This is a genomic window from Yersinia vastinensis (genome assembly GCF_902726565.1).
Classification (GTDB): domain Bacteria; phylum Pseudomonadota; class Gammaproteobacteria; order Enterobacterales; family Enterobacteriaceae; genus Yersinia; species Yersinia vastinensis.
Window position 1 is genome coordinate 58,156 of the sequence record NZ_CACVAF010000013.1, and the last position, 25,120, is coordinate 83,275.

A 25,120-nucleotide genomic window follows, 5' to 3' on the forward strand; every position below is an offset into this window, starting at 1 on the left:
TAATTAAATTTTTCGTATTGAATATACTTTAAATAATTTGAGTTGCAGGCCGGCGGCTTTAAGTTTGACGAGTATAGATACCCAACGCAATGGGAGTTGTTATGTGGATTGATTACATCGCCATGAAGTATTTACATTTACTCACAGTGGTCATCAGTATTACGCTGTTCGTACTACGTTTCTTCTGGAAATGTCGCGGTTCGGCTATGATGGAGAAACGCTGGGTAAAAATAACGCCGCATATCAATGATACGTTGCTGTTTGTCAGCGGTATTGTCTTGATCTTTATTACTGGTTTTTACCCTTTCAGCCCGCAAGGAACATGGCTGACTGAAAAGTTATTTGGCGTTATTATCTATATCCTGCTTGGCTATGTCGCATTAGGTAAGCGAACCCGCAGCCAGAAAAGTCGCTGGCTTGCCTTTATACTCGCATTGGGTTGCCTGTATTTAATTGTCAAACTGGCAACAACTAAGTTACCACTGCTGATGGGATATTTATGAGTAGTATTGCTGATTTCGAATTTAACAACGCGTCCCTGTGTGATGGAGTGTTACTGGTTACCCAGGAGATTCGACAGAATTTTCCACTGGCTGATGTGCGCAATCAACTGCAACAGCTTGTCGATGATGCGCGGGCGGCAATGCCCGAGGGTCTCAATCAGGATCAGCAATTAGAAGTGCTTATCGATCTATTTTACCGCCAATGGAAATTTGGTGGTGCAGGGGGCGTCTATCGCCTCTCTGATGCCATTTGGCTGGATAAAGTGCTGGATAAACGGCAGGGGACACCGGTGTCACTGGGTGTTATTTTCCTGCATATTGCTCATCAATTAGATTTACCGTTGATGCCGGTGATTTTTCCAACCCAATTAATCCTTCGTGCCGATTGGTTAGATGAAGAGATGTGGCTGATTAACCCGCTGAACGGTGAAACACTGAACGAGCATATGCTGGAAGTGTGGATCAAAGGCAACTTGGGATTGAGTGCCGAATTGGAAGATGAAGATCTGGAAGAGGCGGAAAATACACTGATTGTGCGCAAAATGCTTGATACGCTGAAAGCGGCGCTGATGGAAGAGAAGCAGATGGAGCTGGCTTTGCGTGCCAGTGAAGCGGTATTGGCTTTTGACCCCGATGACCCTTATGAAATTCGCGACCGTGGCCTGATTTATGCGCAGTTGGATTGCAACCACATTGCTATCTCTGATTTAAGCTATTTTGTTGAGCAGTGCCCAGAAGACCCCATTGCTGAAATGATAAAAATGCAGATCCACTCCATTGAGCAACAGCGGGTGACGTTGCACTGATTCTCTTTCTCTAGCGAAGATGCAGCACTGAATAGCCACAAGAATATGGCTTTGCTGGCTGCGTCTAACTCGTTGTAATTAATCTCGATTTACCCTTTATAAAGGTATATGTATGAAACAGAAAGTGGTTAGCATTGGCGATATCAACGTAGCGAACGACCTGCCTTTCGTGCTGTTTGGCGGTATGAATGTGCTTGAGTCCCGTGATCTGGCGATGCGCATTTGCGAGCATTACGTCACCGTGACCCAAAAACTGGGCATTCCTTACGTTTTTAAAGCCTCGTTTGACAAAGCCAACCGTTCTTCGATTCATTCTTACCGTGGCCCCGGTCTGGAAGAAGGGATGCGCATCTTCCAGGACCTGAAAAGTGCATTTGGCGTAAAAGTCATCACTGACGTGCATGAAGCGAGTCAGGCACAACCCGTATCTGAAGTTGTTGATGTTATCCAATTGCCCGCATTTTTGGCTCGCCAGACCGATTTAGTCGAGGCAATGGCTAAAACGGGTGCGGTTATCAACGTTAAGAAACCTCAGTTTGTCAGCCCAGGCCAGATGGGTAACATTGTCGAGAAGTTCAAAGAAGCCGGTAATGATCAAGTTATTCTGTGTGATCGCGGCAGTAACTTTGGCTATGACAATCTGGTGGTAGACATGTTGGGCATCAATGTCATGGTGAAAGCGACGGGGGGGCATCCTGTTATTTTTGACGTGACTCATGCATTGCAGTGCCGTGATCCCTTTGGTGCAGCATCTGGTGGGCGCCGTGCTCAAGTGGCTGAACTGGCTCGTGCAGGTATGGCCGTTGGTTTGGCTGGGTTATTCATTGAAGCACATCCCGAACCCAACAGTGCTAAATGTGACGGCCCGTCAGCATTGCCATTAGACAAACTGGAGCCGTTCTTGGTGCAGATGAAAGCGATTGATGATTTGGTCAAAAGCTTCCCGGAGTTGGATACCAGCAAGTAAATATCTCTCAACCTAGGTGCTGAGACGAATAAATAAAAAGGCAGTGTCGGTTTCGACACTGCCTTTTTTGATGCTAAACGGGTTAACTTTTCGCGTGTAGCGCTTCTAGCGCTTCGGGCAATGATCCATAAAAACTCAGCTTACCCTCAATCGGCTTCACTCTTGCTCTTGCCAGCGTCTTCAGTGGCTGGAAAGGAATATCCGTGATGACGAGTTGCTGATGTTCATTCAGCGCTTCTGTGAAGCGTAGAAACGCATTTAAGCCACCGGCATCCAGAACCGGCACAGCATCCCATTGCAGAATAATGGTCTGATAATGCTCACTGCGGCTTAATAACTCATTAAATATGCGTTCAGCCGCGGCGAAGAACAGTGGCCCATTGACTCGCAATATCAGCGTCTGCTCATCACTATCTGACGGTATTTCGCTCAGCCGTGTCATACGGGCAATACGGCGCATAAATAACAATGAAGCGAGTACAATCCCCACAGTAATAGCAATCACCATGTCGAATAGCACCGTCAAACTCATACATAGCAGCATGACGATAATGTCGTCTTTGGGGCCACGTCGCAGCAGATCGATAACTTTATGAGCCTCACTCATGTTCCAGGCCACGATTAAGAGCAAAGAGGCCATGGCCGCCAGTGGTAAGTAAGACAACATAGGAGCCAGAACTAATAAGGCCAGCAGCACCAACAGGGAATGAACAATGGCGGACACCGGCGATGTCGCACCTGCGCGGACATTTGCTGCTGACCGAGCAATAGCGGCAGTAGCGGTGATGCCACCAAAGAATGGGGCGACCATATTGCCTAACCCTTGCCCCACTAATTCACTATTTGAATGATGTTTTTGCCCGGTCATACCATCAAGTACCACAGCACATAACAATGACTCTATTGCTCCCAACATCGCCATCGAAAAGGCAGCAGGGAGCAGTGCGGAGAGTGTCGCCCAGTTCAGAACAAATTCTTGCCCATTTGCTGCGGGAAGATGCCAAGGTAAGACAAACTGCGGCAGAATGGGGGGGATACCTTGGCCTTGGCTACCGTCAGCCAGTAAATAGCCAAATCGTGAACCAATGGTCGCCACCTGAAAATCAAATAACGATAGCAACCCCATCACGGCAGTACCTGCGATTAAAGCCGGTAAGTGACCCGGTAACTTTAGTTTTAATCGTGGCCATAGGATCAGTACCATCAGCGTTACGGTCGCAATTAGCGTGTCACTGAGATTAATCGTGGGCAGCGATTGTGCCAGTGCGGCAACTTTGCCAACGTAATTTTCGGGTACTTCTTCCATGTGCAAGCCAAAGAAATCTTTTACTTGCATGGTGGCAATCGTGATACCGATGCCTGAGGTGAAACCTAATGTGACGGATAATGGAATATATTCGATTAAACGCCCGAGGCGGCCCAGCCCCATGCACAGTAGAAATATACCTGATATTAATGTGGCTAATAATAAGCCAGCCAAACCAAATTGCTGTGAAACGGGATAAAGAATAACCACAAAGGCGGCTGTTGGGCCAGATACGCTATAGCGCGAACCGCCGCTGACAGCGATAACGATCCCGGCGATAGCCGAGGTATATAAGCCGTACTGCGGCGGAACACCACTGGCAATAGCCAGTGCCATAGCCAGCGGGATGGCAATGATACCGACGGTGACACCGGCAATAATATCTTTGAGAAGTCGTTGAAGTGTATAGGTTTCTCGCCAGCAAGCGTCAATAAGCGCGCTGAACGGCCTAATGCCGTTAATTCCGTGCGTTTTCATCTAAGGTGCAAACCAAATAAAGAAAAGACAAAATAAATGGCGGGCCAATAAGGGTCCGTCTCGAGTAGCTGATAACAACGATACGCCAATTGATGCGAAGAGATCTAGATGTATATCAATCTCTGATAGAAATGTAGATAACTGTCCGTTTAATAAAGTGGTTTAAATGAACAGAACCCTATTGGGTATGTGTTTTTTCGCTATGGTTAAATAGAAAGTGAACATTATCTTAGATATTGCCTTATTTTAAGCCCAAGAGTCCAAAATTGAGTAATAAGTATTATCTGGTCGGAATTAAGTGATCTGACGATAACGCGTAACCGGAAGTCTGGAAGCTAACACATAATGAAATTATTCAGGAATAAAGGTTACCGCACAGCTAAGATGTAGATGAGCAACGGTGGCTATTAGCTAAATTTAATGTTTAGGGATTCAAATGAATAACTTCAATTTAGAATGCGATTTTATGGCAGTAATAAGTTGGCAACATCTATGTTGGTCGAAATCAATACTTAAAATTCAAAGGACTGACGCTACGCCATGAGTGAATTAGAATCTCTGTCAACGTTATACCGAGATGCTTGTGTAACCTACGCGACACTCTCGATCAGTTATTTTGCCTTAAGTAAAAACAGCGCTTTTTCCTTTGATGGTGATGTTTGGAAACGTGTCGTGTTTGGTCTTGTTGCGGGGGCGGTTTCACTCTACCTTAATCAAGATCAGTGGATTATTTCCGACTCATTCTTCTTCAGCTTCGAATTGATCCCAATTATATTAGTCACTTTTTATGGTGGTTGGCTAAGTAGCTTGACTGCGTTGATGATAAACTTCGCTTTTAGCGGTTGGTTTAATATAGATAACTTATTAATAATGCTAATTTTTATTCCTATATTGTTCTCCAAAGTATGGGAGAAAAAGAGTAATCGTATTTTTTATACCACCATTATTCTCATCGCTATTTATCGAACTCTTGCCGCTTTCTTATTTGTTCCTCACTTACTTGTCTGGACGCAGGTGGTGGTTTATCAACTGATTTCTGTCTCCTGTTTAGCCATTTGCTACCATGCGCTGAATTTTAAAGAACGTCATATTTATGCCTATTTCGCGATGCAGAACCGGGCGAATATCGATAAATTAACACAGTTGAATAATAGAGCCTGTGTTGACAATCGGCTAACGACGATTCATAACAGGCGACAGGCGTGTGGCTTGATGATTTTAGATCTTGACCATTTTAAATCAGTCAATGATACCTATGGACATAACGTCGGAGACATCCTGCTGACAGAGGTAGGAAAGTTATTGATGACGGCAGTTAGGGATGAGGATTTTGTTGGCCGTTATGGGGGGGAAGAGTTCATTATTATTACTCACCGCCATGAGCCGCAAGCGATTAAAGCCGTTGCGGAACGTATCAGACAACGGGTTGAAGATTTAGTGGTAGATTTACATGACGGGAGAAAAGTAAGAGCAACTATCTCCATTGGTGCTTCTCTCTATTTACCGGGAATGTCGATGTTAAAAGCATTAAAAGTCACCGATGAAGCGCTGTATGAGGCTAAGAATCAAGGGCGCAATCAAGTGGTTTATAGCCGGTTAATGTCGTTTTCCCCTCTTGGGGATCGCGTCACGAAAGGTAAACATCGACGCACATAATGATTGTGCAGAATGCAGACTACATTCCAAAGAAAAAGGCCCTGACTTTCGTCAGAGCCTTTTGCTCGAATATGGCGGTGAGAGAGGGGTTCGAACCCTCGATACACTTACGCGTATACACACTTTCCAGGCGTGCTCCTTCAGCCACTCAGACACCTCACCGTTTCGTTACCGCGCTATGCACTGCAACGGGGCGGTACTATAGTGACCGACAGCCTGATGGTCAAGCAGTATTTATTCGTTGTTTGTCATCTGGTTATTCTGCGCTCATATAGAAGAATTCACAGGCAAGTTATCCCCATTTAACGCCAATTTCTGGCTACGGCAGGGGAGTCCACCATGACATAATCTGCGCCTAAGTTTTCTGCCAATTGGTAGTCATCATAAGAATTGATACCTATCAGCAGAATTTTGGTGTCATTATTTGTTTTAAAGCATGCCATTGCTTGCTGATTCCAAATCAATTGCGCTTGTGATGAGCCTTTGCCAAGGGTGTATTTCTCGACAACTTTCACATCACGCCTTAATTCAAAGGCATGGTACTTATCAGGTCCGTGGCTTAACATGCTCTCGGAGCGTTTATTTATTTTGCAGTTATTGGCCATTACTGCATTCGCTAGGATGTTCCGGGTCAAATTTCGTGATTCAAATTTACGAATGTCATGGGGCAGGGCTTTTAGATATTTTTTGTCGGTAGAATAAAATATCACTCTATCGTGAGAATTTGTTTCCTTGATGGTCTTATCAAGAATATTAGCCATGATAATTGGATCTGCATTGGGTGATTTAATATCAAGAATGAATTTCGTTTCAGGGTAAGTGCGGAGAATTTGCTGCAATGAAGGTATTTTTATGCCTCTTCCTCGATAGATATATAAGTTATTAATATGAAAGCTATATGCGGCATCTAATTGCTGTAACTCATCCCAAGAATATTGAGAAACAAAGCCACTACCATCCGTGAGGCTGTTAAGATCACTGGGGCGGTACAGCACAGGGATATCATCTTTACTCAACTGAACACTTAGCCAAATAACATCAGCTTCATTTTGTAGTGCCATGCTGATGGCATGGTGGGTGTTTTCAGGATGTTCTGCGGTTCCTGCCCGATGCGCGACGATAAATGGAGCAGCAAATACAGAATTGAAGCAGGAAAATAATAATAATGCACTAATATACCTCTCCATGTTTTATCTCTCCGTGGTTTATGTTTCAAAAAAGAAAGTGCCTCCACGTTGTAACATGCAATGATAACGAACAGCATAATCAATTAATAATAAAGGAATTTGTAATTAGAGAGAGATATTTATTGTTTATACCGAGAAGAATTGGTAGTCCACTTGTGTCTATAAAAGTGGCCAACATTTAAGAGGAAATAGAAGGTAAAAAAAACGGCAATCTGAACAGCAAGACATGGGATAAAACACCAAACTTGCTTTAGATTGCCGCTTATTAACTGCTTTAAATATGGCGGTGAGGGAGGGGTTCGAACCCTCGATACGCTTACACGTATACACACTTTCCAGGCGTGCTCCTTCAGCCACTCAGACACCTCACCGTGTTACAACTATCAACCGCGTTATACGTTGTCGACCGGCGTAATGTAGGCAAAAGTGCGGCCAGCGTCAACCCTCTTATGTTCGCTTTGTCACTGTTTAGCTAAAGTTGCAGCAGTTTGCTGATTTCATCGGCATTTCTTGTGAGTAGCACTTGCATCCTAACGTTAATCGCGGAAATCTAAAGGGACTTTCGCAAGGAGCTGGCAAATAATGAATATTATTTTTTATCACCCGTTTGTTGAAGCAAAACCGTGGTTATCAGGGCTGCAATCTCGTCTACCCACCGCGAATATTAGGCAATGGCGACGTGGTGATACGCAACCCGCTGATTATGCGCTTGTTTGGCAGCCTCCACAGGAAATGTTGGCTAAACGCACTGAATTGAAAGGGGTCTTTGCTCTGGGAGCCGGAGTGGATGCCATTTTGGACCAAGAGCGTCGCTATCCGGGGACATTACCCGCCGGAGTACCATTGGTTCGGCTAGAAGATACGGGAATGTCTTTGCAAATGCAGGAGTATGTTGTTGCCAGTGTATTACGCTATTTCCGTCGAATGGACGAGTATCAGCTACAACAACAACAGAAACTGTGGCAGCCGCTAGAACCACACCAGCATGATAAATTTACGGTGGGTATTCTCGGCGCGGGTGTCTTAGGGAAAAGTGTTGCCCACAAACTGGCAGAGTTTGGTTTTACCGTCCGGTGCTGGAGCCGCACCCCAAAGCAAATTGATGGCGTGAGCAGTTTCGCGGGTAAAGAGAAACTACCCGCGTTCATTCAAGGGACACAATTACTGATTAATCTCTTACCGAACACGCCAGAAACGGCCGGTATCCTTAATCAGTCGCTCTTTTCACAACTGAATGCTAATGCCTATATCATTAATATTGCTCGAGGTGCCCATCTATTAGAGCGAGATTTATTGGCAGCAATGAGTGCAGGTAAAGTTGCCGCCGCGACATTAGATGTGTTTGCCGAGGAGCCTTTACCTTCGATGCATCCTTTTTGGAGCCACCCGCGGATTACCATCACGCCACACATTGCGGCGGTAACGTTACCGGAAGCGGCAATGGATCAGGTGGTTGCTAACATTCGCGCCATTGAGGCGGGCAGGGAACCTGTCGGGTTGGTTGATGTGGCACGGGGTTACTGATTCAAGACCTCCCAAGGCTATAGGGATGGGCAGGCGAGGTTTTTAGCGCTGTTGATGAGAAGAATTCCTGCTATCATTAGCGGACTATGCTTTGCCTGCAAAAATGATGTCCCGCCTGAAAAGACTTTGTGGAGTAGTCATGTATCCTGTTGATTTACATATGCATACCATTGCCAGTACTCATGCTTACAGCACCCTGCACGATTATATCGCCGAAGCTAAACTAAAGAATATCAAGCTGTTTGCCATTACCGACCACGGCCCGGATATGGCTGACGCCCCGCATTATTGGCATTTCATGAATATGCGAGTGTGGCCACGCTTGGTTGATGGTGTCGGCATTTTGCGTGGCATTGAAGCGAATATCAAAAATCTAGAGGGCGACATCGATTGTACCGGGCCAATGCTCGATGTTATCGACCTGCTAATTGCTGGGTTCCATGAACCTGTATTCCCACCTCAAGATAGGGCTGCCAATACCCAAGCCATGATTGCGACCATGGAACAGGGGAATGTGCATATTATTAGCCACCCCGGAAATCCTAAATATCCCGTTGATATTACAGCTATTGCTGAAGCAGCGGCAAAATGTAATGTTGCTCTGGAATTAAATAATTCATCTTTTACACATTCACGTAAAGGCAGTGAAGACAATTGCCGTGCGATTGCCGAAGCTGTTCGTGATGCGGGTGGGTGGTTGGCGCTTGGTTCCGATTCTCATATCGCTTATTCATTGGGAATTTTTGAGCACTGCGAACGAATTATTGCTGAAGTGGATTTCCCGCAAGACCGAATTTTAAATGTCAGTCCGCGTCGTCTGCTCAATTTTCTTGAACAGCGTGGTTGCCCTGCAATTCCTGAATTAGCGGACCTTTAGCTATTTATGTGACGTTGTCACTATTATGGTTTAAAAAATATAAAAGAAACAGGGATATAGAAATGAATGATTTTTCTCTGGTGTGCCGCATTTTGGGGTCACTATTTTATCGCCAGCCGCAAGATCCGTTGTTGGAGCCACTTTTTGTCCTGATAAGTCAGGGTAAATTGGAACAGCATTGGCCACTGGAGCAGAGTGAATTACTCGCCCGTTTGCAGCAAGAGTACCAGCCAGATACTTTGATTGCGGATTATAAGGCCCTGTTTGTGGGTGAAGAACGCAGCGTTTCACCTTATGGTTCTGATTATGAGGAGGCTTGTCCAGAGGCTGAAGTTAGAGCCTTTTTACAGCAACGTGGCATGCCGTTAGGTGACGGACCAACGGACCATTTTGGTGGGTTATTGCTTGCGGCATCCTGGTTGGAAGATCAAGCGGCTGAAGATGAAGTCGCAGCACAGATCGCGCTATTTAACGACTATTTGTTGCCTTGGTGTGGTCGTTTTTTGGGGAAAGTTGAAGCCCATGCAACTACCGGTTTTTATCGCACCCTAGCGCAGTTGAGCCGAGAAGCATTGCAAGCGATGTGGGATGAGTTATCTGAGGAAGATAACCCGGAGGAGTAATATCGATCTCCTCCAGATTTAATCTATCTATAATAAGCCGGCCGTAGAGTTAGTCAGTCAGTGGGATGACTAATTGGCCCGGCTTCACTTCTAAGCCTTTCGCCAGTTTTTTCGCCATCGCTTCAGCTTTACTCTTCTCACCGTCTAATACATAAGCGGGCTGCTGATCAAAATAGGATTTCAGCGACTGATTTAAATAGGGGGTCAGTGCTTTCATCACTGAATCCATTTTTTCCGGTTTAACCTGATAATCAGTCAACTCCATGTCTTTTAGGAAAATAGCGCCTTTTTCGCGATCAAATGTTGGCTGTGCTTTTAGCGTCAGTGTCATATCGGCAGTTTGCGGGCCGAGGATTGAGGTGATATCCACTTTAGCATTGCCGGTCAATGTCACTTTACCGGGTTCGGCGCGGCCAATCTGGCTTTGTAATTGGGTCAGGGTAATATGGGCATCAACCAAACCCGGAATACCAATCTGTTTCTCATAGTTATTATGTTTTTGCAGATAGTCATTAACTTCCTGCTCGCTCAGGGTGTACTGGGTTAGTTGGTTGCAGCCAACCAGTGTTGCAGTCACAATCAGCGCTGCTGCGCCCCACATTAATTTATTCATTAAAGCCTCGTTGCAATTTGCACTCATTACATCAAACAAAAAGAATTGCCCAATAGTAACTGGTTAATCAGCTGTTTTGTATTATTAACCGTGTTTGTTCAACGACGGTTTGGAATGGCGGCGATAGTGCGGCAGGATTAGCGCATTGCCAATCAGATAACCCTGAATCAGAGAATATTCAAAGAAGGGAAAGGTGCCGGAGACCCATTTGCTCCGGCAAACAACCGACTAACTTCCACTCAACATAGCAGATTCGATACGGCGTTGATTGAATTGCCAGTAAAGCCCCACCAGCGTAATTAAACCAATAACACCCAGTAGGAACCAAGGTAGTTCCGGCATTTCAAGTGAGCGGCCGGTATCATACATCCACCCTCCACCGGTATAGCCAAGCGCCCCCCCTAATGCCAGCCCAAGACGGCTAAAGCCCATATAGCTGCCACGTGCGCGAGAATCTGCCAGGGAGGCGCTCAACGTTTCACGAGCAGGTTCGGCGATGATGGAACCCATATAGAAGAAGCAAATAAACATAAACAGCGTTTGTAGATGGCTGATAAGACCCACAGGAAACAAACTTAATGTCATGATGAGCAGCCCGAACATCAAGCGCTGTTCAAGACGAAAACGTTTTTCACTCCAACGAGCGATTGGGTAAAGCAATGTCAGTGAGAGTGCAGCTTCAATGGCATACATCCATTTCACTGCGGCAGGCGAGCCAGCAATTTCATTGACCATGATGGGTAACATCAACATCACTTGCACTGATAGCATGTAATAACCGGTCAGCGTCAGCACATAGGTCACAAAGCGGCGATCACGTAGCACCCGCATCATGCCCTCTTTCATTGGTGCACGAACGGTCGAGATACGATAGGCGGGTAGCAACCAGAGGTTCCAGCCTGCAGCCAAGATAAAAATAACGGCGCCGGCCCAGCAGACAAAATGAAAATCGTATTGCAGCAGCCAACTCCCGATCAGTGCACCAATCACCGCACCAGCACTGTCTTGCATCATGAGTAAGGAGTAAAAACGGCCACGTTCGTGTGGACGAGTGAGTTTAATCACCAGTGCGGTGCGCGGAGGATCGAATAAGGTGCCACCCAAGCCCGACAGCGCACAAGCCAGCCAAAGGATCCACGGTTCATCAGCCATTGCCATCAACGCGAAGCCTGCTGCGCGCATGAGCATCCCGGTGACTATCATGGGCTTGGCCCCAAAGCGGTCGGCAATTGCCCCGCCGAAGATCCCCAATCCCTGTTGGACCAATTGCCTTAATCCCAAGGCAAGCCCGACCAGCACCGCAGCCCAACCCAATTGATCGACAAATCGGATGGATATGAGGGGGAAGACAACGAAGAAACCCAATACAACTAATAAGTTATCGAGCAATAAGAAATACTTACCCAAGCTGCGAGCTTGTGATACCAAGGCCATGCTTCACCGTCAGAAATTAAAAAAGGAGGGAAAAGAAAATACACGTATAGTTTGTACCCAAATTGTCTGAAACGATAGAGGTTAGATGGATAATATTTTTTTATCGTCAATACGTTACCTCATCAACAAATTCATAATAAAATGCATTTTAAGCACTGTTGTTGCGTAATCTTGTTGTATTGATGTGTGAAAAAGAGCGCAGCGTGGTTTTACGCGGTAACGACACAACAGGTATATTGAAGATTGCCGCTAAATTATGTCCAGCGCATAGCTCAAGGGGAGCAGATGTTCGGCTATCATTCAGCAACACCTAAAATACGCTTAGCGACTGACCGCATGTCACTGCGGCTAGTTAATGAACGTGATGCTTACCGCATGGCGGAGTATTACGCTGAGAATCAGGCATTCTTAAAACCGTGGGAGCCAGTGCGAGATCAAAGCCACTGCATGCCTTCGGGGTGGCAGGCACGGTTAGGAATGATCATGGAGTTGCAAAAACAGGGCAGCGCCTATTATTTTATTTTGTTAGATCCGGAAGAAAAAGAAGTACGTGGCGTCGCGAATTTTAGCAATGTTTTGCGTGGTTCGTTTCACGCCTGTTTTCTGGGCTACTCACTTGGTGAGCGTTGGCAAGGGCAAGGGCTGATGTTCGAAGCGCTGCAACCTCTGATTCGCTATATGCAACGCCAAGAACGGATGCACCGGATCATGGCTAACTATATGCCGCATAATCATCGCAGTGGCAATTTACTTGAACGCCTTGGGTTTGAGCGCGAGGGTTACGCGAAAGATTATTTATTGATTGATGGTCAATGGCGCGATCATGTGTTGACGGCATTGACTAACAAAGAATGGACGCCAACTCGCTGAGGTCAGGATGAAACACAGTTTAAATGCACACGAAGCTCGCGTTATTGGTTGCTTGCTGGAAAAACAGGTCACGACGCCGGAGCAATATCCAATGTCGCTCAACGGTGTGACGATTGCTTGTAATCAGAAAACCAACCGTGAGCCAGTGATGGAGTTATCAGAATCCGACGTGCAACAAACGTTGGATTTTTTGTTGAAAAAGCATCTTATCCGCACCCAAAGTGGTAATCGGGTAATGAAGTACGAACACCGTTTTTGTAATTCCGAGTTTGGTAATCTTAAATTCTCACCTGCTGAATTGGCCGTAATTACCACATTGTTACTGCGTGGCGCGCAGACACCGGGTGAATTACGTACTCGGACCAATCGAATGTATGAATTTGCGGATGTGGCTGAAACTGAAGCGGTGCTCACTCAATTATCCTTACGCGAAGATGGGCCTTTTGTGGTGCGTTTAGCGCGTGAGCCGGGTAAACGTGAGAGCCGCTTTATGCATCTTTTCAGTGGTGATATTGCGCCAATATCACCCGCAGAGGAAAGTGTAGAGGGAGGCTCGACGAATGGTCTTGAAGCCCGAGTGACCCAACTTGAACAGCAGGTTGTGGTACTGACACGTCGTCTGGATGAAGTGCTGCTACAACTGGATGACTAATAAGGATGCTATGAACAAAAGCTCAGTGGGTAAAAAACTGCGAGTCGGTATCGTGGGGTTGGGGGGGATTGCGCAAAAGGCGTATTTACCTATTTTGACTCAAGCGCAGGATTGGCAGTTGGTTGGTGCTTTCTCCCCCAATCAGATCAAAGCTCAACCTATATGCGACAGTTACCGCATGCCTTATTTCTCACGGCTGGATACTTTAGCAGCGAACTGTGATGCTATTTTTGTCCACAGCAGCACAGCCAGCCATTTTCAGGTGGTGAGTGAGTTACTACAGGCGGGAATTCATGTTTATGTTGATAAACCACTGGCTGAAACCTTGGCGCAATCCGAGCAATTGATTGCGCTGGCGGCGAAACAACGCTTGGCCCTTATGGTGGGTTTTAATCGCCGTTTTTCTCCTTTGTATCAACAACTTAAAAATAAAATGATACAGCCCGCATCTTTGCGCATGGAGAAACACCGCCAGAATGGTGTCGGGCCGAATGAAGTTCGTTTTACTCTGCTTGATGATTATTTGCATGTGGTCGATACCGCGTTGTGGCTTGGCGGTGAGGCGGCAACGTTGCTGACAGGGTCTGTGCAGAGCAATGAGCATGGGCAAATGTTATACGCGGAGCACCACTTCCAGGCGGGTAATTGCTTAATCACCACCAGCATGCATCGCCATGCCGGCACTCAACGGGAAAGCGTGCAAGCTGTCAGCCCTGAAGCGTGTTATCAGATTACGGATATGCGCCAATGGCAGCAGGAGTCTGAGGGGCAGGTGATAAGCTTGCCTGCACCGGGTTGGCAAACGACGCTGGAGCAGCGGGGGTTTAGTGGTGCAGTGCATCATTTTATTGCGGCTGTCAGTCACCAAACTGCGCCACTCGTCTCTGGCGAAGACGCCATTTATGCGCAACGGATGATAGAGCGTATTTTGCAGCAATAAAAATACTCGCGTAAATAATAACGGGCCATTAATTTGTTACATCTATCTGTGGCTATTCAGTGTTGATTACGTAGACTAGCGCCAGTTTTGTCATTCAAGTCTATTAGAAAAATCTATGAACCTATTGAAATCACTGGCAGCTGTCAGTTCTATGACCATGTTTTCCCGCGTATTGGGTTTTGCCCGCGATGCGATTGTGGCGCGGGTTTTTGGTGCGGGTATGGCAACGGATGCCTTTTTTGTGGCCTTTAAATTACCTAATTTATTACGGCGTATATTTGCTGAAGGGGCATTCTCTCAGGCTTTTGTCCCTATTTTAGCCGAATATAAAAGCCAGCAGGGTGAAGAGGCCACGCGAACCTTTGTCGCCTATGTATCGGGATTGCTCACACTGATTCTGGCCGTGGTGACGGTATTAGGGATGTTGGCAGCACCTTGGGTTATCTTTATAACGGCCCCCGGTTTTACCGACACGCCAGATAAGTTTGCGTTAACCTCCGCACTATTACGGGTGACTTTTCCCTATATTTTGCTTATCTCATTGGCATCATTAGTGGGGGCGATTCTTAATACTTGGAACCGTTTCTCCATCCCTGCTTTTGCGCCAACATTCCTGAACATCAGCATGATCGGATTTGCCCTATTCGCTGCCCCTTATTTTAATCCTCCGGTGATGGCGTTGGCTTGGGCTGTCGTTGTCGGTGGGGTACTGCAACTGGGTTATCAACTTCCTCATTTAAAAAAGATAGGCATGTTGGTATTGCCGCGGTTGTCTTTGCATGATGCAGGTGTTTGGCGGGTTATGCGCCAGATGGGGCCTGCCATACTCGGGGTGTCCGTTAGCCAAATATCCCTCATTATCAATACTATTTTTGCATCCTTTTTGGTCTCAGGCTCAGTCTCGTGGATGTATTATGCCGACCGCTTAATGGAGTTCCCATCGGGGGTGTTAGGGGTGGCCTTGGGGACGATTCTGCTGCCCTCACTGGCAAAAAGCTTCTCCAGTGGCAACCATGATGAATACTCAAAACTGATGGATTGGGGTTTGCGTCTGTGTTTCTTGTTGGCATTGCCAAGTGCAGTTGCCTTGGGCATTTTAGCGAAACCGCTGGTGGTTTCGCTATTCCAATATGGCAAATTCAGTGCTTTTGATGCCGCGATGACGCAGCGTGCGCTGGTGGCTTACTCTGTGGGGCTGATGGGCCTGATAGTAGTGAAGGTGCTGGCACCGGGTTTTTACTCGCGCCAGAACATTAAAACGCCGGTCAAGATTGCGATTATCACACTGATAATTACCCAGATAATGAACTTGATTTTCATCGGCCCACTCAAACATGCTGGCCTATCTCTGTCGATTGGCTTGGGGGCATGTCTGAATGCCAGCTTGCTATATTGGCAGTTGCGCAAGCAGGACATTTTCCAGCCGCAGCCAGGTTGGGCGCTGTTCTTGATGAAATTGGTTATTGGTGTCGCAGTGATGTCTGCGGTGTTACTGGCATTGCTGTGGGTGATGCCAGCTTGGGATATCGGGGGAATGGCGTACCGTTTGTTACGGTTGTCTGGCATCGTGGTGGCGGGGGTGATTGCTTACTTTGGAGCACTCGCTTTACTTGGATTTAAACTGCGTGATTTTGCTCGCAGAACGAATTGATTTTTCAGCAATAAAAAAGGCCCTTTGGGGCCTTTTTTGTCACTTAGTGATGAGAAACTACATCCGCTCAACCGTTTGGATGCCTAAAGTGTCCAACCCTTGCTTCAGGGTTTTTGCTGTCAGCATGGCCAACTTCAAACGGCTCTGGCGGCTTTCCTCACTTTCTGCATTCAGAATCTGGCAATGCTCATAGAAGCTTGAGAACAAGCCCGCCAGATCATACAGATAAGAGCACATCACATGGGGTGTGCCTTCGCGGGCAACGGTGGTGATGACTTCTTCAAACTGGAGTAGGCGAGTCGCCAATGCAGCTTCGCGATCTTCAGTTATCACAAGGGGTAACGTCAGGCTATTTTCATCAATACCCGCGCGTTTAAATACGGAAACCACACGAGTATAAGCATATTGCATATAAGGCGCTGTATTGCCATCCAGTGCCAGCATGTTATCCCAATCAAAAATGTAGTCAGTAGTCCGACTTTTTGACAGATCGGCATATTTCACTGCACCGATACCAACAGCTTCAACCACCTGTTTCAGTTCATCCGCTGGCATGTCAGGATTTTTCTCAGCAATCAACTTGCCAGCACGTTCAATGGCTTCATCCAGCAAATCGGAGAGCTTAACGGTGCCGCCAGAGCGGGTCTTAAATGGCTTGCCATCTTTGCCCAGCATCATGCCAAACATATGGTGCTCTAGTGGTACTGACTCTGGCACATAGCCGGCTTTGCGAACGATGGTCCACGCTTGCATAAGGTGCTGGTGCTGGCGAGTGTCGATATAGTAGAGCACACGGTCGGCGCCCAGAGTTTCGTAGCGATATTTCGCACAGGCGATGTCGGTAGTGGTATAGAGGTAGCCGCCATCTTTTTTCTGGATGATGACTCCCATTGGCTCGCCGTCTTTGTTCTTATACTCATCCAAATAGACGACCGTTGCGCCTTCACTTTCTACTGCCAAACCTTTAGCTTTCAGGTCGGCAACAATGCCAGGCAGCATCGAGTTATACAGGCTTTCACCCATCACATCGTCTTTGGTCAAAGTGACATTGAGGCGGTCATAGGCAATCTGATTTTGCGCCATGGTGATATCCACCAATTTACGCCACATCTGACGGCAATATTCGTCACCACTTTGCAGTTTCACTACATAAGCTCGGGCGCGTTGGGCAAATTCTTCATCTTCGTCGTAGGTTTTTTTGGCCTGCTGATAGAACAGTTCCAGATCAGATAACCCCATGTCACTGGCGTTTTCATTCTGCATCTTTTCCAGATAAGCAATCAGCATGCCGAACTGGGTACCCCAGTCGCCGACATGGTTGGCGCGAATAACATTGTGGCCTAAAAATTCTAAGGTACGTACTGCGGCATCACCAATGATAGTCGAACGTAAGTGGCCCACGTGCATCTGTTTTGCCACATTGGGTGCGGAGTAATCGACCACAATCGTTTGTGGTTCAACTGGCGCAACGCCCAATTTAGGGGCTGTCAGCGCGTGTTCTACCTTGCTGGCAATCCATTGGCGATCAAGGAAAATATTGATAAAACCGGGACCGGCAATTTCAACCTTGCTGGCAATGCCGTCAAGATCGAGTAATTCAATGACTTTTTCTGCCAGTTGTCGGGGTTGCATGCCAAGTTTTTTGGCAACGGCCATGACACCGTTAGCTTGATAATCGCCAAATTGCGCTTTGGCAGATTGGCGAACTTGAGCTTCGCTACCTGCTGGAGCACCTGCTGCAATCAGCGCCTGGCTGACTTTATCTGAGAGAAGAGCCTGAATATTCACCGGGTTACCTTAATTACGCACAAAAGACACATGAATGATGCACAAGGGCATCTTCGTGCCAGTTAATTCAAACGGGGACAGAACCCGACACCATAGAATAATCATAGCGGTGTCCGGGGCTGGCAGCACGTTAGTCACAAGATGGCAGGATTTATACCATATTTGCCCCTCGACGTCAGCATCAGGGCCGCGGTTGCGGTTAATCTATTTAGAGGATGAATCAACTGGTGATTTTATTAGCAATGAATGAGGTACAGTCATAAAACAGTCAGATTAAATATGGCTGATCAGTGCTAATAACTGTAGATTATGGCCGCTTCACATTTATAAGGGGAATAAAATGAGCAGCCTGAATGATATCGCTGAATTACAGGATTTATTAACAGATTTGCCGCGCTTTGAACAAAAATTGGCTATTTTTGCGGCCAAATTAAATCTGAATTTGGCGCAATTCAACGCTGACCATATTTCATTACGCTGTCATCAAACGGAAACGGCGCAACGCTGGCGCAACGGATTACAACAGTGCGGTAATTTGATGTCCGAGACACAGATTAATGGGCGGCCAATTATTTTATTCGATTTAGCGCAGTCGCTCGCGATAGGCCCATGGCAAATTGACTGTATCGAGTTACCCTATCCTGGAAAGACTTACTATCCTCATGAGGGCTGGGAGCATGTTGAACTGGTCTTGCCCGGCGATCCGCAAACCCTTTACACGCGCGCACTGGCTTTATTGCCAACGATATTACCTGAGGGAATAAAGACTAAATTTAGCTCCCCTCAAGGGGAACATGAACGTTTGGCTAACCCAACACTGGCGGTGAGTGATGGCGAAATAACGATCAAGTTTCATCCTTACACTTTGCGACAAATCGTCGATAGCGAACGCAATGACTAACGTATATGGGTTATTTATTTCAATACCGACTATCACTTATGGTTATCACTGTGACTGACATCTACTCATGGAATCGAAATGAGTGTCATAGTGAATGCTGAGTGTGTCTGATTAAATTCTGTTTTAGCTTAAGAGATATATTTAGCATTTAATTTATTCAATATTGTAATTATTTAAAGCTAACTTATATGCCAATAAATAATTTTGGTATATGCACTGTCGCAGTGGCATCCATCAAACGGGGGAGAGAATGACTACATTGGAAATTTGTTGCTATAGCGTTGATTGCGCGCAGGTAGCAGAAAAGGCAGGAGCCGACCGGATTGAATTATGCTGCGGCCAGTCCGAAGGGGGCTTAACGCCGAGCATCGGTGCATTAATGCAAGCCAGAGAGACAGTTAACATTCCGGTTCATCCGATTGTGCGTCCTCGTGGCGGCGACTTCTGTTACAGCAAGAATGATTTTGACATCATTAAAAATGATGTCGCACGAATTCGTGATATGGGTTTTGCCGGCGTGGTGGTCGGAATGTTGGATAACGATGGACATATTGACATACCTCGGATGAAGGAAATCATGTCCATCAGTGGCCATCTGGCGGTGACATTCCATCGCGCATTTGACATGTGTCAGAACCCCATGGTTGCACTGCAGCAATTGGCGGAGCTTAAGGTGGCGCGAATTTTAACCTCTGGCCAGCAACAAAATGCCGAGTTAGGATTGGCATTATTGAAAGATTTGGTTGCAGCAACTCAAAAACAGGGGCCAATTATCATGGCCGGAGCCGGGGTCCGCCTGACCAATATGCAAAAATTTATTGATGCGGGTATCCGAGAACTGCACAGTTCTGCCGGGCATACGGTACCTTCAACAATGAAATATCGTAAAGCCGGCGTCACCATGTGTGCGGATAGCGATGTTGATGAGTTTGCTCATTATTGTGTGGATGGACGAGTCGTTGAAGCAATGAAGGATTTGTTGGTGTTAGGCGCGCCGCTGCCTGAGAGCGCGTAGCCCCTGCGGCCTTGGCGCTACAGCGTTGTTAGCGGCGTTCACTCACCCGAATCACTGACCAGAGTCAGTTCATCGGGATTTGCTCACTGGCTGCCTAGCTGTAACACCAATGACTTTGGGGCTTGCCCTGCGGCCTTGGCGCTACAGCGTTGCGGCACATCAAACTACCCCCGACCATTAGGCCGGGGTTTTCTTTAGGGTTTGCGGGCGATCAATACTGCTCTAAGTGGGGCAGGATAGCCCTCTACGGTTTTGCTTGGATCATTTGGGTCAAGAAATTCCGCTAATGACTCGCTGGTCATCCAGTCGGTACGGCGTTGCTCATCCGTGGTGGTCACTGCCATATCGACGATTCTGACATCGACAAACCCGCATTTCTCCAGCCAAGCTTTCAAGGCTGACGCCGATGGAATAAAGTACACATTGCGCATCTGAGCGTAACGATCACCGGGGACTAATACCTGCTGGCTATCACCTTCAACCACTAACGTCTCAAGGACCAGCTCTCCTTCGCTAACTAGTTGATTTTTCAGTTGGTAGAGATGATCTAAGGGAGAACGACGGTGATACAGTACGCCCATAGAAAAGACGGTATCAAACGCCGCCAGTTCAGGTAGCTGTTCAATTCCCAGCGGCAACACGTGGGCGCGCTGATCACCTCCCAGTAGCTTGCGAATAGCCTCAAACTGGCATAAAAACAGTTGCATTGGGTCAATGCCAACTGCTAAATGGGCACCTTCACCCACCATGCGCCAAAGGTGATAACCACTACCACAGCCGACATCCAGGATTGTGCGCCCTGCCAGTGGGCTGATATGCGGTAATACGCGCTGCCATTTCCAGTCGGAACGCCATTCGGTATCAATATCTAGCCCATAGAGTGAGAAAGGGCCTTTGCGCCATGGCATCAGGGCGCGCAACATATTCTCCATCCCTTCACGTTGACCGGCAGAGATCGGCGGGGACATTTCTGCCCGCACACCATCGCGCAAATCAAGCGAAGTGGGGGTGAGTGTGGGTAAATGCTCGACTGCATTGAACCAGGTTTTAAACTTACCGTGCAAGGATTCTCGCTGCCAGGCACTGAGCTGGGCGGGCAGGGTATCTAGCCATGGACTTAATGGGCCTTTAGCTATCAGCCGGTAAAAATCGCCAAATTCAATCATTGCGCCGCTCCTGCTTTTAAGGCAATCAACGAGCCAAAATTAAAGCATTGAAACCAAACTTCGGCATGTTCGAAACCGGCCTGATGTAGGCGGTTTTTATGGGTTTCAACCGAATCGGTCAACATGACATTCTCCAACATGCTGCGCTTTTGGCTGATCTCCAGCTCGCTGTAACCATTGGCGCGCTTGAAATCGAGGTGCATATTAAATAGCAGCTCGCCAATATCGTTATCTTCAAAATTAAACTTCTCTGATAACACTAAAGCCCCACCTGGGCGTAATCCTTGATAGACCTGATTGAGTAGCCGCTGGCGATCTGCTGGTTCAAGAAATTGTAGAGTGAAGTTAAGTACCACCATGGAGGCGTTTTCTAACTTGATATCGAGAATATCCGACTCCACCACATCTACCGGTGTTTCTGCCCGGAAAGCATCAATATGACGGCGGCAGCGCTCGACCATGGCCGGTGAGTTATCCACGGCAATGATTTTGCAACCTTCAGCCTTAATATTACGGCGCATTGACAGTGTGGCCGCACCCAGTGAACAGCCGAGATCATAAATCTGGCTATTGGGCTGCACAAAACGCTCCGCCAACATGCCTATCATCGAGATGATGTTGGAATAACCGGGAACCGATCGCTGGATCATATCAGGAAAGACTTCAGCGACTTTTTCGTCGAAAGTCCAGTCACCTAACTTGGCAATAGGGGCGGCAAACAGGCTATCACGCTGCGGCTCTGTTGCCCCAGACTGAGGGCGTGGTGCATCGTTTTGAGATTGGGTGTCGTGATTTGGCATGACTGTCATTGGCATTAACAAGAAATTAAAGGCGCATATTGTAACAGAAAACCGAGCAGATAAGCGCAATAAACCGAATGGAGGGAATAGATAACTGAGGGCTGACATGAAGGCGGCGTTAAGCCGCCAAAACTAACAATGTTCCGATTGCAGGTGCTCGGAACAGATAACGCGGTGATACCTATCAAGTCAGACTAAAAATCTGATCCCAAGGTAAATAGTAAATATTAGCAATAACCATCAATATTAAAGAAACATAGGTGGCGCTCATCCCCGAGCGGCGCCAGCGAATTTCGCGATGGCGTAAGCCATAATAATGTAACAGTCGGCCCACGATCAGCATCAATCCACAAATATGGATCATCCACGTCTCAGCACCGTTCATTTCCATCATAATGAGCAAAATGACAGCAATAGGAATATATTCTACGGCGTTGCCATGTACACGAATGGCGGTTTGTAATTCATAAAAACCGCCGTCGCCATAAGCGACTCGGTACTGATTTCTCAATTTAACCACATCAAATGAAAGCTTGATCAATAACAGTGCGCCCAACACGACATAAAGCGAGCTAACCATTTTTAACTCCATTGCCCAACCATAGACTGGCTGAATAATGATAACTGTCTACACGGTTACTGTCGCTAGAAAAAATGGATGGAAGCACATTTCTTAATACCCAGTTTAGTGTTTGGAAAGATAAGCTTGCGAATGTATTACAGACATTGTCAGGTGAGTCACTCCGCTTTGGAGCAAAAAACAAACAAAAAAGATTAAAACAGTGCATCTTGCTCTGGCCAATCTGGTGCGGGGGGCAGAGTAGCAATCACTCCCGCTAATTGCTGCCAGATTTTTTGTGCTTGCTGCGGCGAGTCGCTGTTATCAGGCGTGTGGATGAAAACAAAAGGCTGATATTGCTGCTCCCACAGTGGCAGTTTTTGTAACCACGGAGAAAATAAAGCTAAATTCTCTTCCAATTGATCGCCCCCAATGAAACGCACTAAAGGTTGCTCGCCAGTGACAAGAGCATGTACCGGCAAACGAGGTTTTTTGCTTTGTGCATCCCGCACTGCAATGGTGGTGGGTTTGGCTGCATGAATAGGGCGGCTGTCTAACATTACGCGATTAACTCTTCGCTGATGTAAACCTTGATTGAGTGCGCGTTCTGCGGCCCCTTTAGCGAAAAACTCCGGATGACGTACTTCCACACCATAATGGAAGCCTGCGGGTAATTTATCGATAAATTGCCATAGACGGTTTAGTTCATTTGGGCCGAACGCTGCGGGCAGTTGTAACCATAATTGGCCAATACGGTCATGCAGTGGTGATAAGCATTGATAAAACGCGTGTAGCTCTTTATCACAGTCACGCAGGGCTGCCTGATGGCTAATAGCCGCAGGGAATTTAAAACAAAAACGGAAACTATCCGGGGTCATATCACGCCAGCGTTGGGTTATTTCCAGCCGTAGCAATGCATAGAAAGTAGTATTTCCTTCGACACAATTAAAGTAGCGGCTATAGTCTGCCAAATCCTTGATACCCAGACGATTCCAGGTTGGGTGTTGCCATTGCGGCAGTCCAATGTACATTTTTTACCCTTCCTATTTGCTGCTACAGCGTTGTTGGCTACATTCGCTCACCCGAATCACTGACCAGTGTCAGCTCATCGGGATTTGCTCATTTGCCGCCTAGCTGTAACACCAAATACTTTGGGTAAACTTTTTTATTTGCTGTTACAGCGTTGTTGGCTACATTCGCTCACCCGAATCACTGACCAGTGTCAGCTCATCGGGATTTGCTCATTTGCCGCCTAGCTGTAACACCAAATACTTTGGGTAAACTTTTTTATTTGCTGTTACAGCGTTGTTGGCTACATTCGCTCACCCGAATCACTGACCAGTGTCAGCTCATCGGGATTTGCTCATTTGCCGCCTAGCTGTAACACCAAATACTTTGGGTAAACTTTTTTATTTGCTGCTACAGCGTTGTTGGCTACATTCGCTCACCCGAATCACTGACCAGTGTCAGCTCATCGGGATTTACTTATTTGCCGCCTAGCTGTAACACCAAATACTTTGGGTAAACTTTTTTTATTTGCTGCGACAGCGTTGTTGGCTACATTCGCTCACCTGAATCACTGACCAGTGTCAGCTCATCGGGATTTGCTTATTTGCCGTCTAGCTGTAACACCAAATACGTTGGGTAAACTTTTTATTTGTGGTTACAGAACGAGTTAGCGGTATTAGACCGATAGAATTTATCGTCACTCACTCAGTGCTGCAAGAATTTCACTGCTACTACGCACGCGGGATATCCGAGGGAAGATATTATTGACTGCAAATAGCTGCATTTCAGTGCTCGCTGTACTGCAACCGTCTTCTGCAATCACTAATTCATAACCGCGCTCCCAAGCGTCCCGAGCGGTAGATTCAACACCAATATTAGTGGCAATACCCGCCAATACGATGGTTTTAATGCCTCGGCGTCGTAGCTGCAAATCTAAATCTGTGCCGTAGAATGCTCCCCACTGATGTTTTATGACTTTAATATCGTGTTCAGTGACCGCTAATGCTTCAGGAAACGTCCACCATGATTCGGGTAAACCCCCAGCGGGAGGCGGGCTTGGCTGATCAACGGGCTGTTTAAGTGCCTCGGCAAATGAATCAGACCAGCCCACACGAACGAAAATGACCGGTGCGCCTAACTCCCGGAATTTATTCGCTAGACGAGCATTGGTCGTAATAACCTGCTCTGCATTGTAGGGGCCTTTGGCAAAGGGCAAGATCCCTTGTTGCAAATCAATCAGTACCAGCGCGGTGGTTTTTGCATCAATTATCATGGTGTTGTGCCTCAATTTGACGGGTAGAAACCCAGATGGCCAATTTTTTCTGTCGACCAGTTTATGCCAACAGATGTTATCGGGCAGTCTTTACGAGGAGATAAATTTGTTAAATGATGTGTTAAAACACCGTTGAAAGAGATTTTGTCGTCTCTGAGCTGTGCGTTCGCTCTTATCTATGCCACGAAATTCCTTTATAATGGCCCCCTTTTTTCAACACTCTTTAATCTATAAATACCTATGCCAATCTATGAATATGAGTGTAGCGCTTGCAACCATCGATTAGAGAAACTGCAAAAATTTTCCGACGCGCCACTGACTCAATGTCCCGCGTGTCATCAGCCCGCGTTATCGAAACTTATCTCTGCGGCCGGTTTTCAATTGAAAGGCACCGGTTGGTATGCGACAGATTTCAAGCCGGGCAGTAAGAGCAAACCAGATAATAAGAGTAAACCAGACAGTAGTAGCTGAGGCTCGAATCAGGGCTCATCAGAAAACAGCCGCACGGACAGTACATAACGCGT

24 protein-coding genes and 2 tRNA genes are annotated in these 25,120 nt (G+C 46.8%); 14 read left to right on the forward strand and 12 right to left on the reverse strand.

The window, feature by feature from the left end:
• Positions 1-101: 101 nt before the first annotated feature.
• The 3 genes from HUZ92_RS17450 (at position 102) to kdsA (ending at position 2,276) form a co-directional block, all read left to right on the forward strand.
• Complete coding sequence (locus HUZ92_RS17450; protein WP_050098195.1) at positions 102-503, forward strand: SirB2 family protein; 402 nt, start codon at positions 102-104, stop codon at positions 501-503.
• Positions 500-1,309, forward strand: coding sequence for an invasion regulator SirB1 (gene sirB1, locus HUZ92_RS17455; protein ID WP_050098194.1), 810 nt, complete (start codon positions 500-502; stop codon positions 1,307-1,309). The genes HUZ92_RS17450 and sirB1 overlap by 4 nt, the downstream gene beginning before the upstream one ends.
• 112 nt (positions 1,310-1,421) lie before the next feature.
• A complete protein-coding gene (gene kdsA, locus HUZ92_RS17460; protein WP_050098193.1) occupies positions 1,422-2,276 on the forward strand; it encodes a 3-deoxy-8-phosphooctulonate synthase in 855 nt (284 codons plus the stop codon).
• Positions 2,277-2,358: 82 nt separating this feature from the next.
• On the opposite strand, the gene dauA is transcribed toward kdsA, so the two are convergent.
• Positions 2,359-4,059: a C4-dicarboxylic acid transporter DauA gene (dauA, locus tag HUZ92_RS17465; RefSeq protein WP_050098192.1), complete on the reverse strand. Its 1,701-nt coding sequence runs from the start codon at positions 4,057-4,059 to the stop codon at positions 2,359-2,361.
• Between the two features lie 540 nt (positions 4,060-4,599).
• Here dauA and HUZ92_RS17470 point away from each other — a divergent pair.
• Positions 4,600-5,715: a GGDEF domain-containing protein gene (locus HUZ92_RS17470; RefSeq protein ID WP_050098191.1), complete on the forward strand. Its 1,116-nt coding sequence runs from the start codon at positions 4,600-4,602 to the stop codon at positions 5,713-5,715.
• A gap of 72 nt (positions 5,716-5,787) precedes the next feature.
• Here the strand turns inward: HUZ92_RS17470 and HUZ92_RS17475 are convergent.
• The 3 genes from HUZ92_RS17475 to HUZ92_RS17485 all read right to left on the reverse strand — a co-directional run bounded on the left by HUZ92_RS17475 (position 5,788) and on the right by HUZ92_RS17485 (position 7,273).
• Positions 5,788-5,877: transfer RNA gene (locus HUZ92_RS17475), tRNA-Ser, on the reverse strand.
• A 140-nt stretch (positions 5,878-6,017) separates the two neighbouring features.
• Positions 6,018-6,902, reverse strand: a complete 885-nt coding sequence (locus HUZ92_RS17480) for a glycerophosphodiester phosphodiesterase family protein (protein WP_128450980.1) — start codon at positions 6,900-6,902, stop codon at positions 6,018-6,020.
• 281 nt (positions 6,903-7,183) lie between these two features.
• A tRNA-Ser gene (locus HUZ92_RS17485) sits at positions 7,184-7,273 on the reverse strand.
• A 211-nt stretch (positions 7,274-7,484) separates the two neighbouring features.
• Here HUZ92_RS17485 and ghrA point away from each other — a divergent pair.
• From ghrA to HUZ92_RS17500, 3 genes are all read left to right on the forward strand, one after another.
• Entirely contained in the window at positions 7,485-8,426 is a 942-nt protein-coding gene (ghrA, locus tag HUZ92_RS17490) for a glyoxylate/hydroxypyruvate reductase GhrA (RefSeq protein WP_050098189.1), read from the forward strand.
• A gap of 139 nt (positions 8,427-8,565) precedes the next feature.
• Positions 8,566-9,303 (forward strand): phosphatase, encoded by a 738-nt coding sequence (locus tag HUZ92_RS17495; RefSeq protein WP_050098188.1) that lies wholly within the window; start codon positions 8,566-8,568, stop codon positions 9,301-9,303.
• A 62-nt stretch (positions 9,304-9,365) separates the two neighbouring features.
• Positions 9,366-9,926, forward strand: a complete 561-nt coding sequence (locus tag HUZ92_RS17500; RefSeq protein WP_145579564.1) for a TorD/DmsD family molecular chaperone — start codon at positions 9,366-9,368, stop codon at positions 9,924-9,926.
• A 49-nt stretch (positions 9,927-9,975) separates the two neighbouring features.
• Here the strand turns inward: HUZ92_RS17500 and HUZ92_RS17505 are convergent, their stop codons facing one another.
• Positions 9,976-10,539: a lipoprotein gene (locus HUZ92_RS17505; protein ID WP_050098186.1), complete on the reverse strand. Its 564-nt coding sequence runs from the start codon at positions 10,537-10,539 to the stop codon at positions 9,976-9,978.
• Between the two features lie 228 nt (positions 10,540-10,767).
• Positions 10,768-11,973 (reverse strand): multidrug efflux MFS transporter MdtH, encoded by a 1,206-nt coding sequence (mdtH, locus tag HUZ92_RS17510; protein WP_050296361.1) that lies wholly within the window; start codon positions 11,971-11,973, stop codon positions 10,768-10,770.
• A 285-nt stretch (positions 11,974-12,258) separates the two neighbouring features.
• Between mdtH and rimJ the strand changes: the two genes are divergently transcribed.
• The 4 genes from rimJ to murJ all read left to right on the forward strand — a co-directional run bounded on the left by rimJ (position 12,259) and on the right by murJ (position 16,086).
• Positions 12,259-12,843: a ribosomal protein S5-alanine N-acetyltransferase gene (gene rimJ, locus HUZ92_RS17515; protein ID WP_050098184.1), complete on the forward strand. Its 585-nt coding sequence runs from the start codon at positions 12,259-12,261 to the stop codon at positions 12,841-12,843.
• Positions 12,844-12,850: 7 nt separating this feature from the next.
• Positions 12,851-13,495: a YceH family protein gene (locus tag HUZ92_RS17520; RefSeq protein WP_050296360.1), complete on the forward strand. Its 645-nt coding sequence runs from the start codon at positions 12,851-12,853 to the stop codon at positions 13,493-13,495.
• A complete protein-coding gene (locus tag HUZ92_RS17525; RefSeq protein ID WP_050098182.1) occupies positions 13,488-14,435 on the forward strand; it encodes a Gfo/Idh/MocA family protein in 948 nt (315 codons plus the stop codon). Before HUZ92_RS17520 ends, HUZ92_RS17525 begins: the two co-directional genes overlap by 8 nt.
• 115 nt (positions 14,436-14,550) lie before the next feature.
• Entirely contained in the window at positions 14,551-16,086 is a 1,536-nt protein-coding gene (gene murJ, locus HUZ92_RS17530) for a murein biosynthesis integral membrane protein MurJ (RefSeq protein ID WP_050139539.1), read from the forward strand.
• 57 nt (positions 16,087-16,143) lie between these two features.
• Here murJ and argS read toward each other — a convergent pair whose 3' ends face one another.
• Positions 16,144-17,874 (reverse strand): arginine--tRNA ligase, encoded by a 1,731-nt coding sequence (gene argS / locus HUZ92_RS17535; RefSeq protein ID WP_050098180.1) that lies wholly within the window; start codon positions 17,872-17,874, stop codon positions 16,144-16,146.
• 340 nt (positions 17,875-18,214) lie between these two features.
• On the opposite strand from argS, the gene HUZ92_RS17540 reads away from it, so the two are divergent.
• Both HUZ92_RS17540 and cutC read left to right on the forward strand, forming a co-directional pair.
• The gene (locus HUZ92_RS17540; RefSeq protein ID WP_050098179.1) at positions 18,215-18,775 is read left to right on the forward strand and encodes a VOC family protein; all 561 of its coding nucleotides are present in this window, start codon (positions 18,215-18,217) and stop codon (positions 18,773-18,775) included.
• 250 nt (positions 18,776-19,025) lie between these two features.
• Positions 19,026-19,790 (forward strand): copper homeostasis protein CutC, encoded by a 765-nt coding sequence (gene cutC / locus HUZ92_RS17545; RefSeq protein WP_050098178.1) that lies wholly within the window; start codon positions 19,026-19,028, stop codon positions 19,788-19,790.
• 194 nt (positions 19,791-19,984) lie between these two features.
• On the opposite strand, the gene cmoB is transcribed toward cutC, so the two are convergent.
• From cmoB to HUZ92_RS17570, 5 genes are all read right to left on the reverse strand, one after another.
• Positions 19,985-20,956 carry a tRNA 5-methoxyuridine(34)/uridine 5-oxyacetic acid(34) synthase CmoB gene (gene cmoB, locus HUZ92_RS17550; protein WP_050098177.1) on the reverse strand — a complete coding sequence of 324 codons (972 nt, stop codon included), beginning with the start codon at positions 20,954-20,956 and terminating at the stop codon, positions 19,985-19,987.
• The gene (cmoA, locus tag HUZ92_RS17555) at positions 20,953-21,756 is read right to left on the reverse strand and encodes a carboxy-S-adenosyl-L-methionine synthase CmoA (protein ID WP_145504073.1); all 804 of its coding nucleotides are present in this window, start codon (positions 21,754-21,756) and stop codon (positions 20,953-20,955) included. The genes cmoB and cmoA overlap by 4 nt, the downstream gene beginning before the upstream one ends.
• A gap of 184 nt (positions 21,757-21,940) precedes the next feature.
• Positions 21,941-22,336, reverse strand: coding sequence for an MAPEG family protein (locus HUZ92_RS17560; RefSeq protein ID WP_032817126.1), 396 nt, complete (start codon positions 22,334-22,336; stop codon positions 21,941-21,943).
• A gap of 194 nt (positions 22,337-22,530) precedes the next feature.
• Positions 22,531-23,346, reverse strand: a complete 816-nt coding sequence (locus tag HUZ92_RS17565; protein WP_145579565.1) for a DUF72 domain-containing protein — start codon at positions 23,344-23,346, stop codon at positions 22,531-22,533.
• Between the two features lie 674 nt (positions 23,347-24,020).
• Positions 24,021-24,596 carry a hydrolase gene (locus HUZ92_RS17570; protein WP_145579566.1) on the reverse strand — a complete coding sequence of 192 codons (576 nt, stop codon included), beginning with the start codon at positions 24,594-24,596 and terminating at the stop codon, positions 24,021-24,023.
• 240 nt (positions 24,597-24,836) lie between these two features.
• Here HUZ92_RS17570 and HUZ92_RS17575 point away from each other — a divergent pair, with 240 nt between their 5' ends.
• A complete protein-coding gene (locus HUZ92_RS17575; RefSeq protein WP_072086732.1) occupies positions 24,837-25,067 on the forward strand; it encodes an FmdB family zinc ribbon protein in 231 nt (76 codons plus the stop codon).
• Positions 25,068-25,120 lie beyond the last annotated feature (53 nt).

Excerpts from the sequence above, each read along its gene's own strand:
- HUZ92_RS17520 (WP_050296360.1), top strand. The coding sequence starts at position 12,851 with ATGAAACACAGTTTAAATGCACACGAAGCTCGCGTTATTGGTTGCTTG.
- ghrA (WP_050098189.1), top strand. The coding sequence starts at position 7,485 with ATGAATATTATTTTTTATCACCCGTTTGTTGAAGCAAAACCGTGGTTA.
- cutC (WP_050098178.1), top strand. The coding sequence starts at position 19,026 with ATGACTACATTGGAAATTTGTTGCTATAGCGTTGATTGCGCGCAGGTA.
- sirB1 (WP_050098194.1), top strand. The coding sequence starts at position 500 with ATGAGTAGTATTGCTGATTTCGAATTTAACAACGCGTCCCTGTGTGAT.
- rimJ (WP_050098184.1), top strand. The coding sequence starts at position 12,259 with ATGTTCGGCTATCATTCAGCAACACCTAAAATACGCTTAGCGACTGAC.
- HUZ92_RS17525 (WP_050098182.1), top strand. The coding sequence starts at position 13,488 with ATGACTAATAAGGATGCTATGAACAAAAGCTCAGTGGGTAAAAAACTG.
- dauA (WP_050098192.1), bottom strand. The coding sequence starts at position 4,059 with ATGAAAACGCACGGAATTAACGGCATTAGGCCGTTCAGCGCGCTTATT.
- murJ (WP_050139539.1), top strand. The coding sequence starts at position 14,551 with ATGAACCTATTGAAATCACTGGCAGCTGTCAGTTCTATGACCATGTTT.
- HUZ92_RS17450 (WP_050098195.1), top strand. The coding sequence starts at position 102 with ATGTGGATTGATTACATCGCCATGAAGTATTTACATTTACTCACAGTG.
- kdsA (WP_050098193.1), top strand. The coding sequence starts at position 1,422 with ATGAAACAGAAAGTGGTTAGCATTGGCGATATCAACGTAGCGAACGAC.
- mdtH (WP_050296361.1), bottom strand. The coding sequence starts at position 11,973 with ATGGCCTTGGTATCACAAGCTCGCAGCTTGGGTAAGTATTTCTTATTG.
- HUZ92_RS17470 (WP_050098191.1), top strand. The coding sequence starts at position 4,600 with ATGAGTGAATTAGAATCTCTGTCAACGTTATACCGAGATGCTTGTGTA.
- HUZ92_RS17480 (WP_128450980.1), bottom strand. The coding sequence starts at position 6,902 with ATGGAGAGGTATATTAGTGCATTATTATTATTTTCCTGCTTCAATTCT.
- HUZ92_RS17505 (WP_050098186.1), bottom strand. The coding sequence starts at position 10,539 with ATGAATAAATTAATGTGGGGCGCAGCAGCGCTGATTGTGACTGCAACA.
- HUZ92_RS17540 (WP_050098179.1), top strand. The coding sequence starts at position 18,215 with ATGAGCAGCCTGAATGATATCGCTGAATTACAGGATTTATTAACAGAT.
- HUZ92_RS17560 (WP_032817126.1), bottom strand. The coding sequence starts at position 22,336 with ATGGTTAGCTCGCTTTATGTCGTGTTGGGCGCACTGTTATTGATCAAG.
- cmoA (WP_145504073.1), bottom strand. The coding sequence starts at position 21,756 with ATGCCAAATCACGACACCCAATCTCAAAACGATGCACCACGCCCTCAG.
- HUZ92_RS17565 (WP_145579565.1), bottom strand. The coding sequence starts at position 23,346 with ATGTACATTGGACTGCCGCAATGGCAACACCCAACCTGGAATCGTCTG.
- HUZ92_RS17575 (WP_072086732.1), top strand. The coding sequence starts at position 24,837 with ATGCCAATCTATGAATATGAGTGTAGCGCTTGCAACCATCGATTAGAG.
- HUZ92_RS17500 (WP_145579564.1), top strand. The coding sequence starts at position 9,366 with ATGAATGATTTTTCTCTGGTGTGCCGCATTTTGGGGTCACTATTTTAT.
- HUZ92_RS17570 (WP_145579566.1), bottom strand. The coding sequence starts at position 24,596 with ATGATAATTGATGCAAAAACCACCGCGCTGGTACTGATTGATTTGCAA.
- HUZ92_RS17495 (WP_050098188.1), top strand. The coding sequence starts at position 8,566 with ATGTATCCTGTTGATTTACATATGCATACCATTGCCAGTACTCATGCT.
- cmoB (WP_050098177.1), bottom strand. The coding sequence starts at position 20,956 with ATGATTGAATTTGGCGATTTTTACCGGCTGATAGCTAAAGGCCCATTA.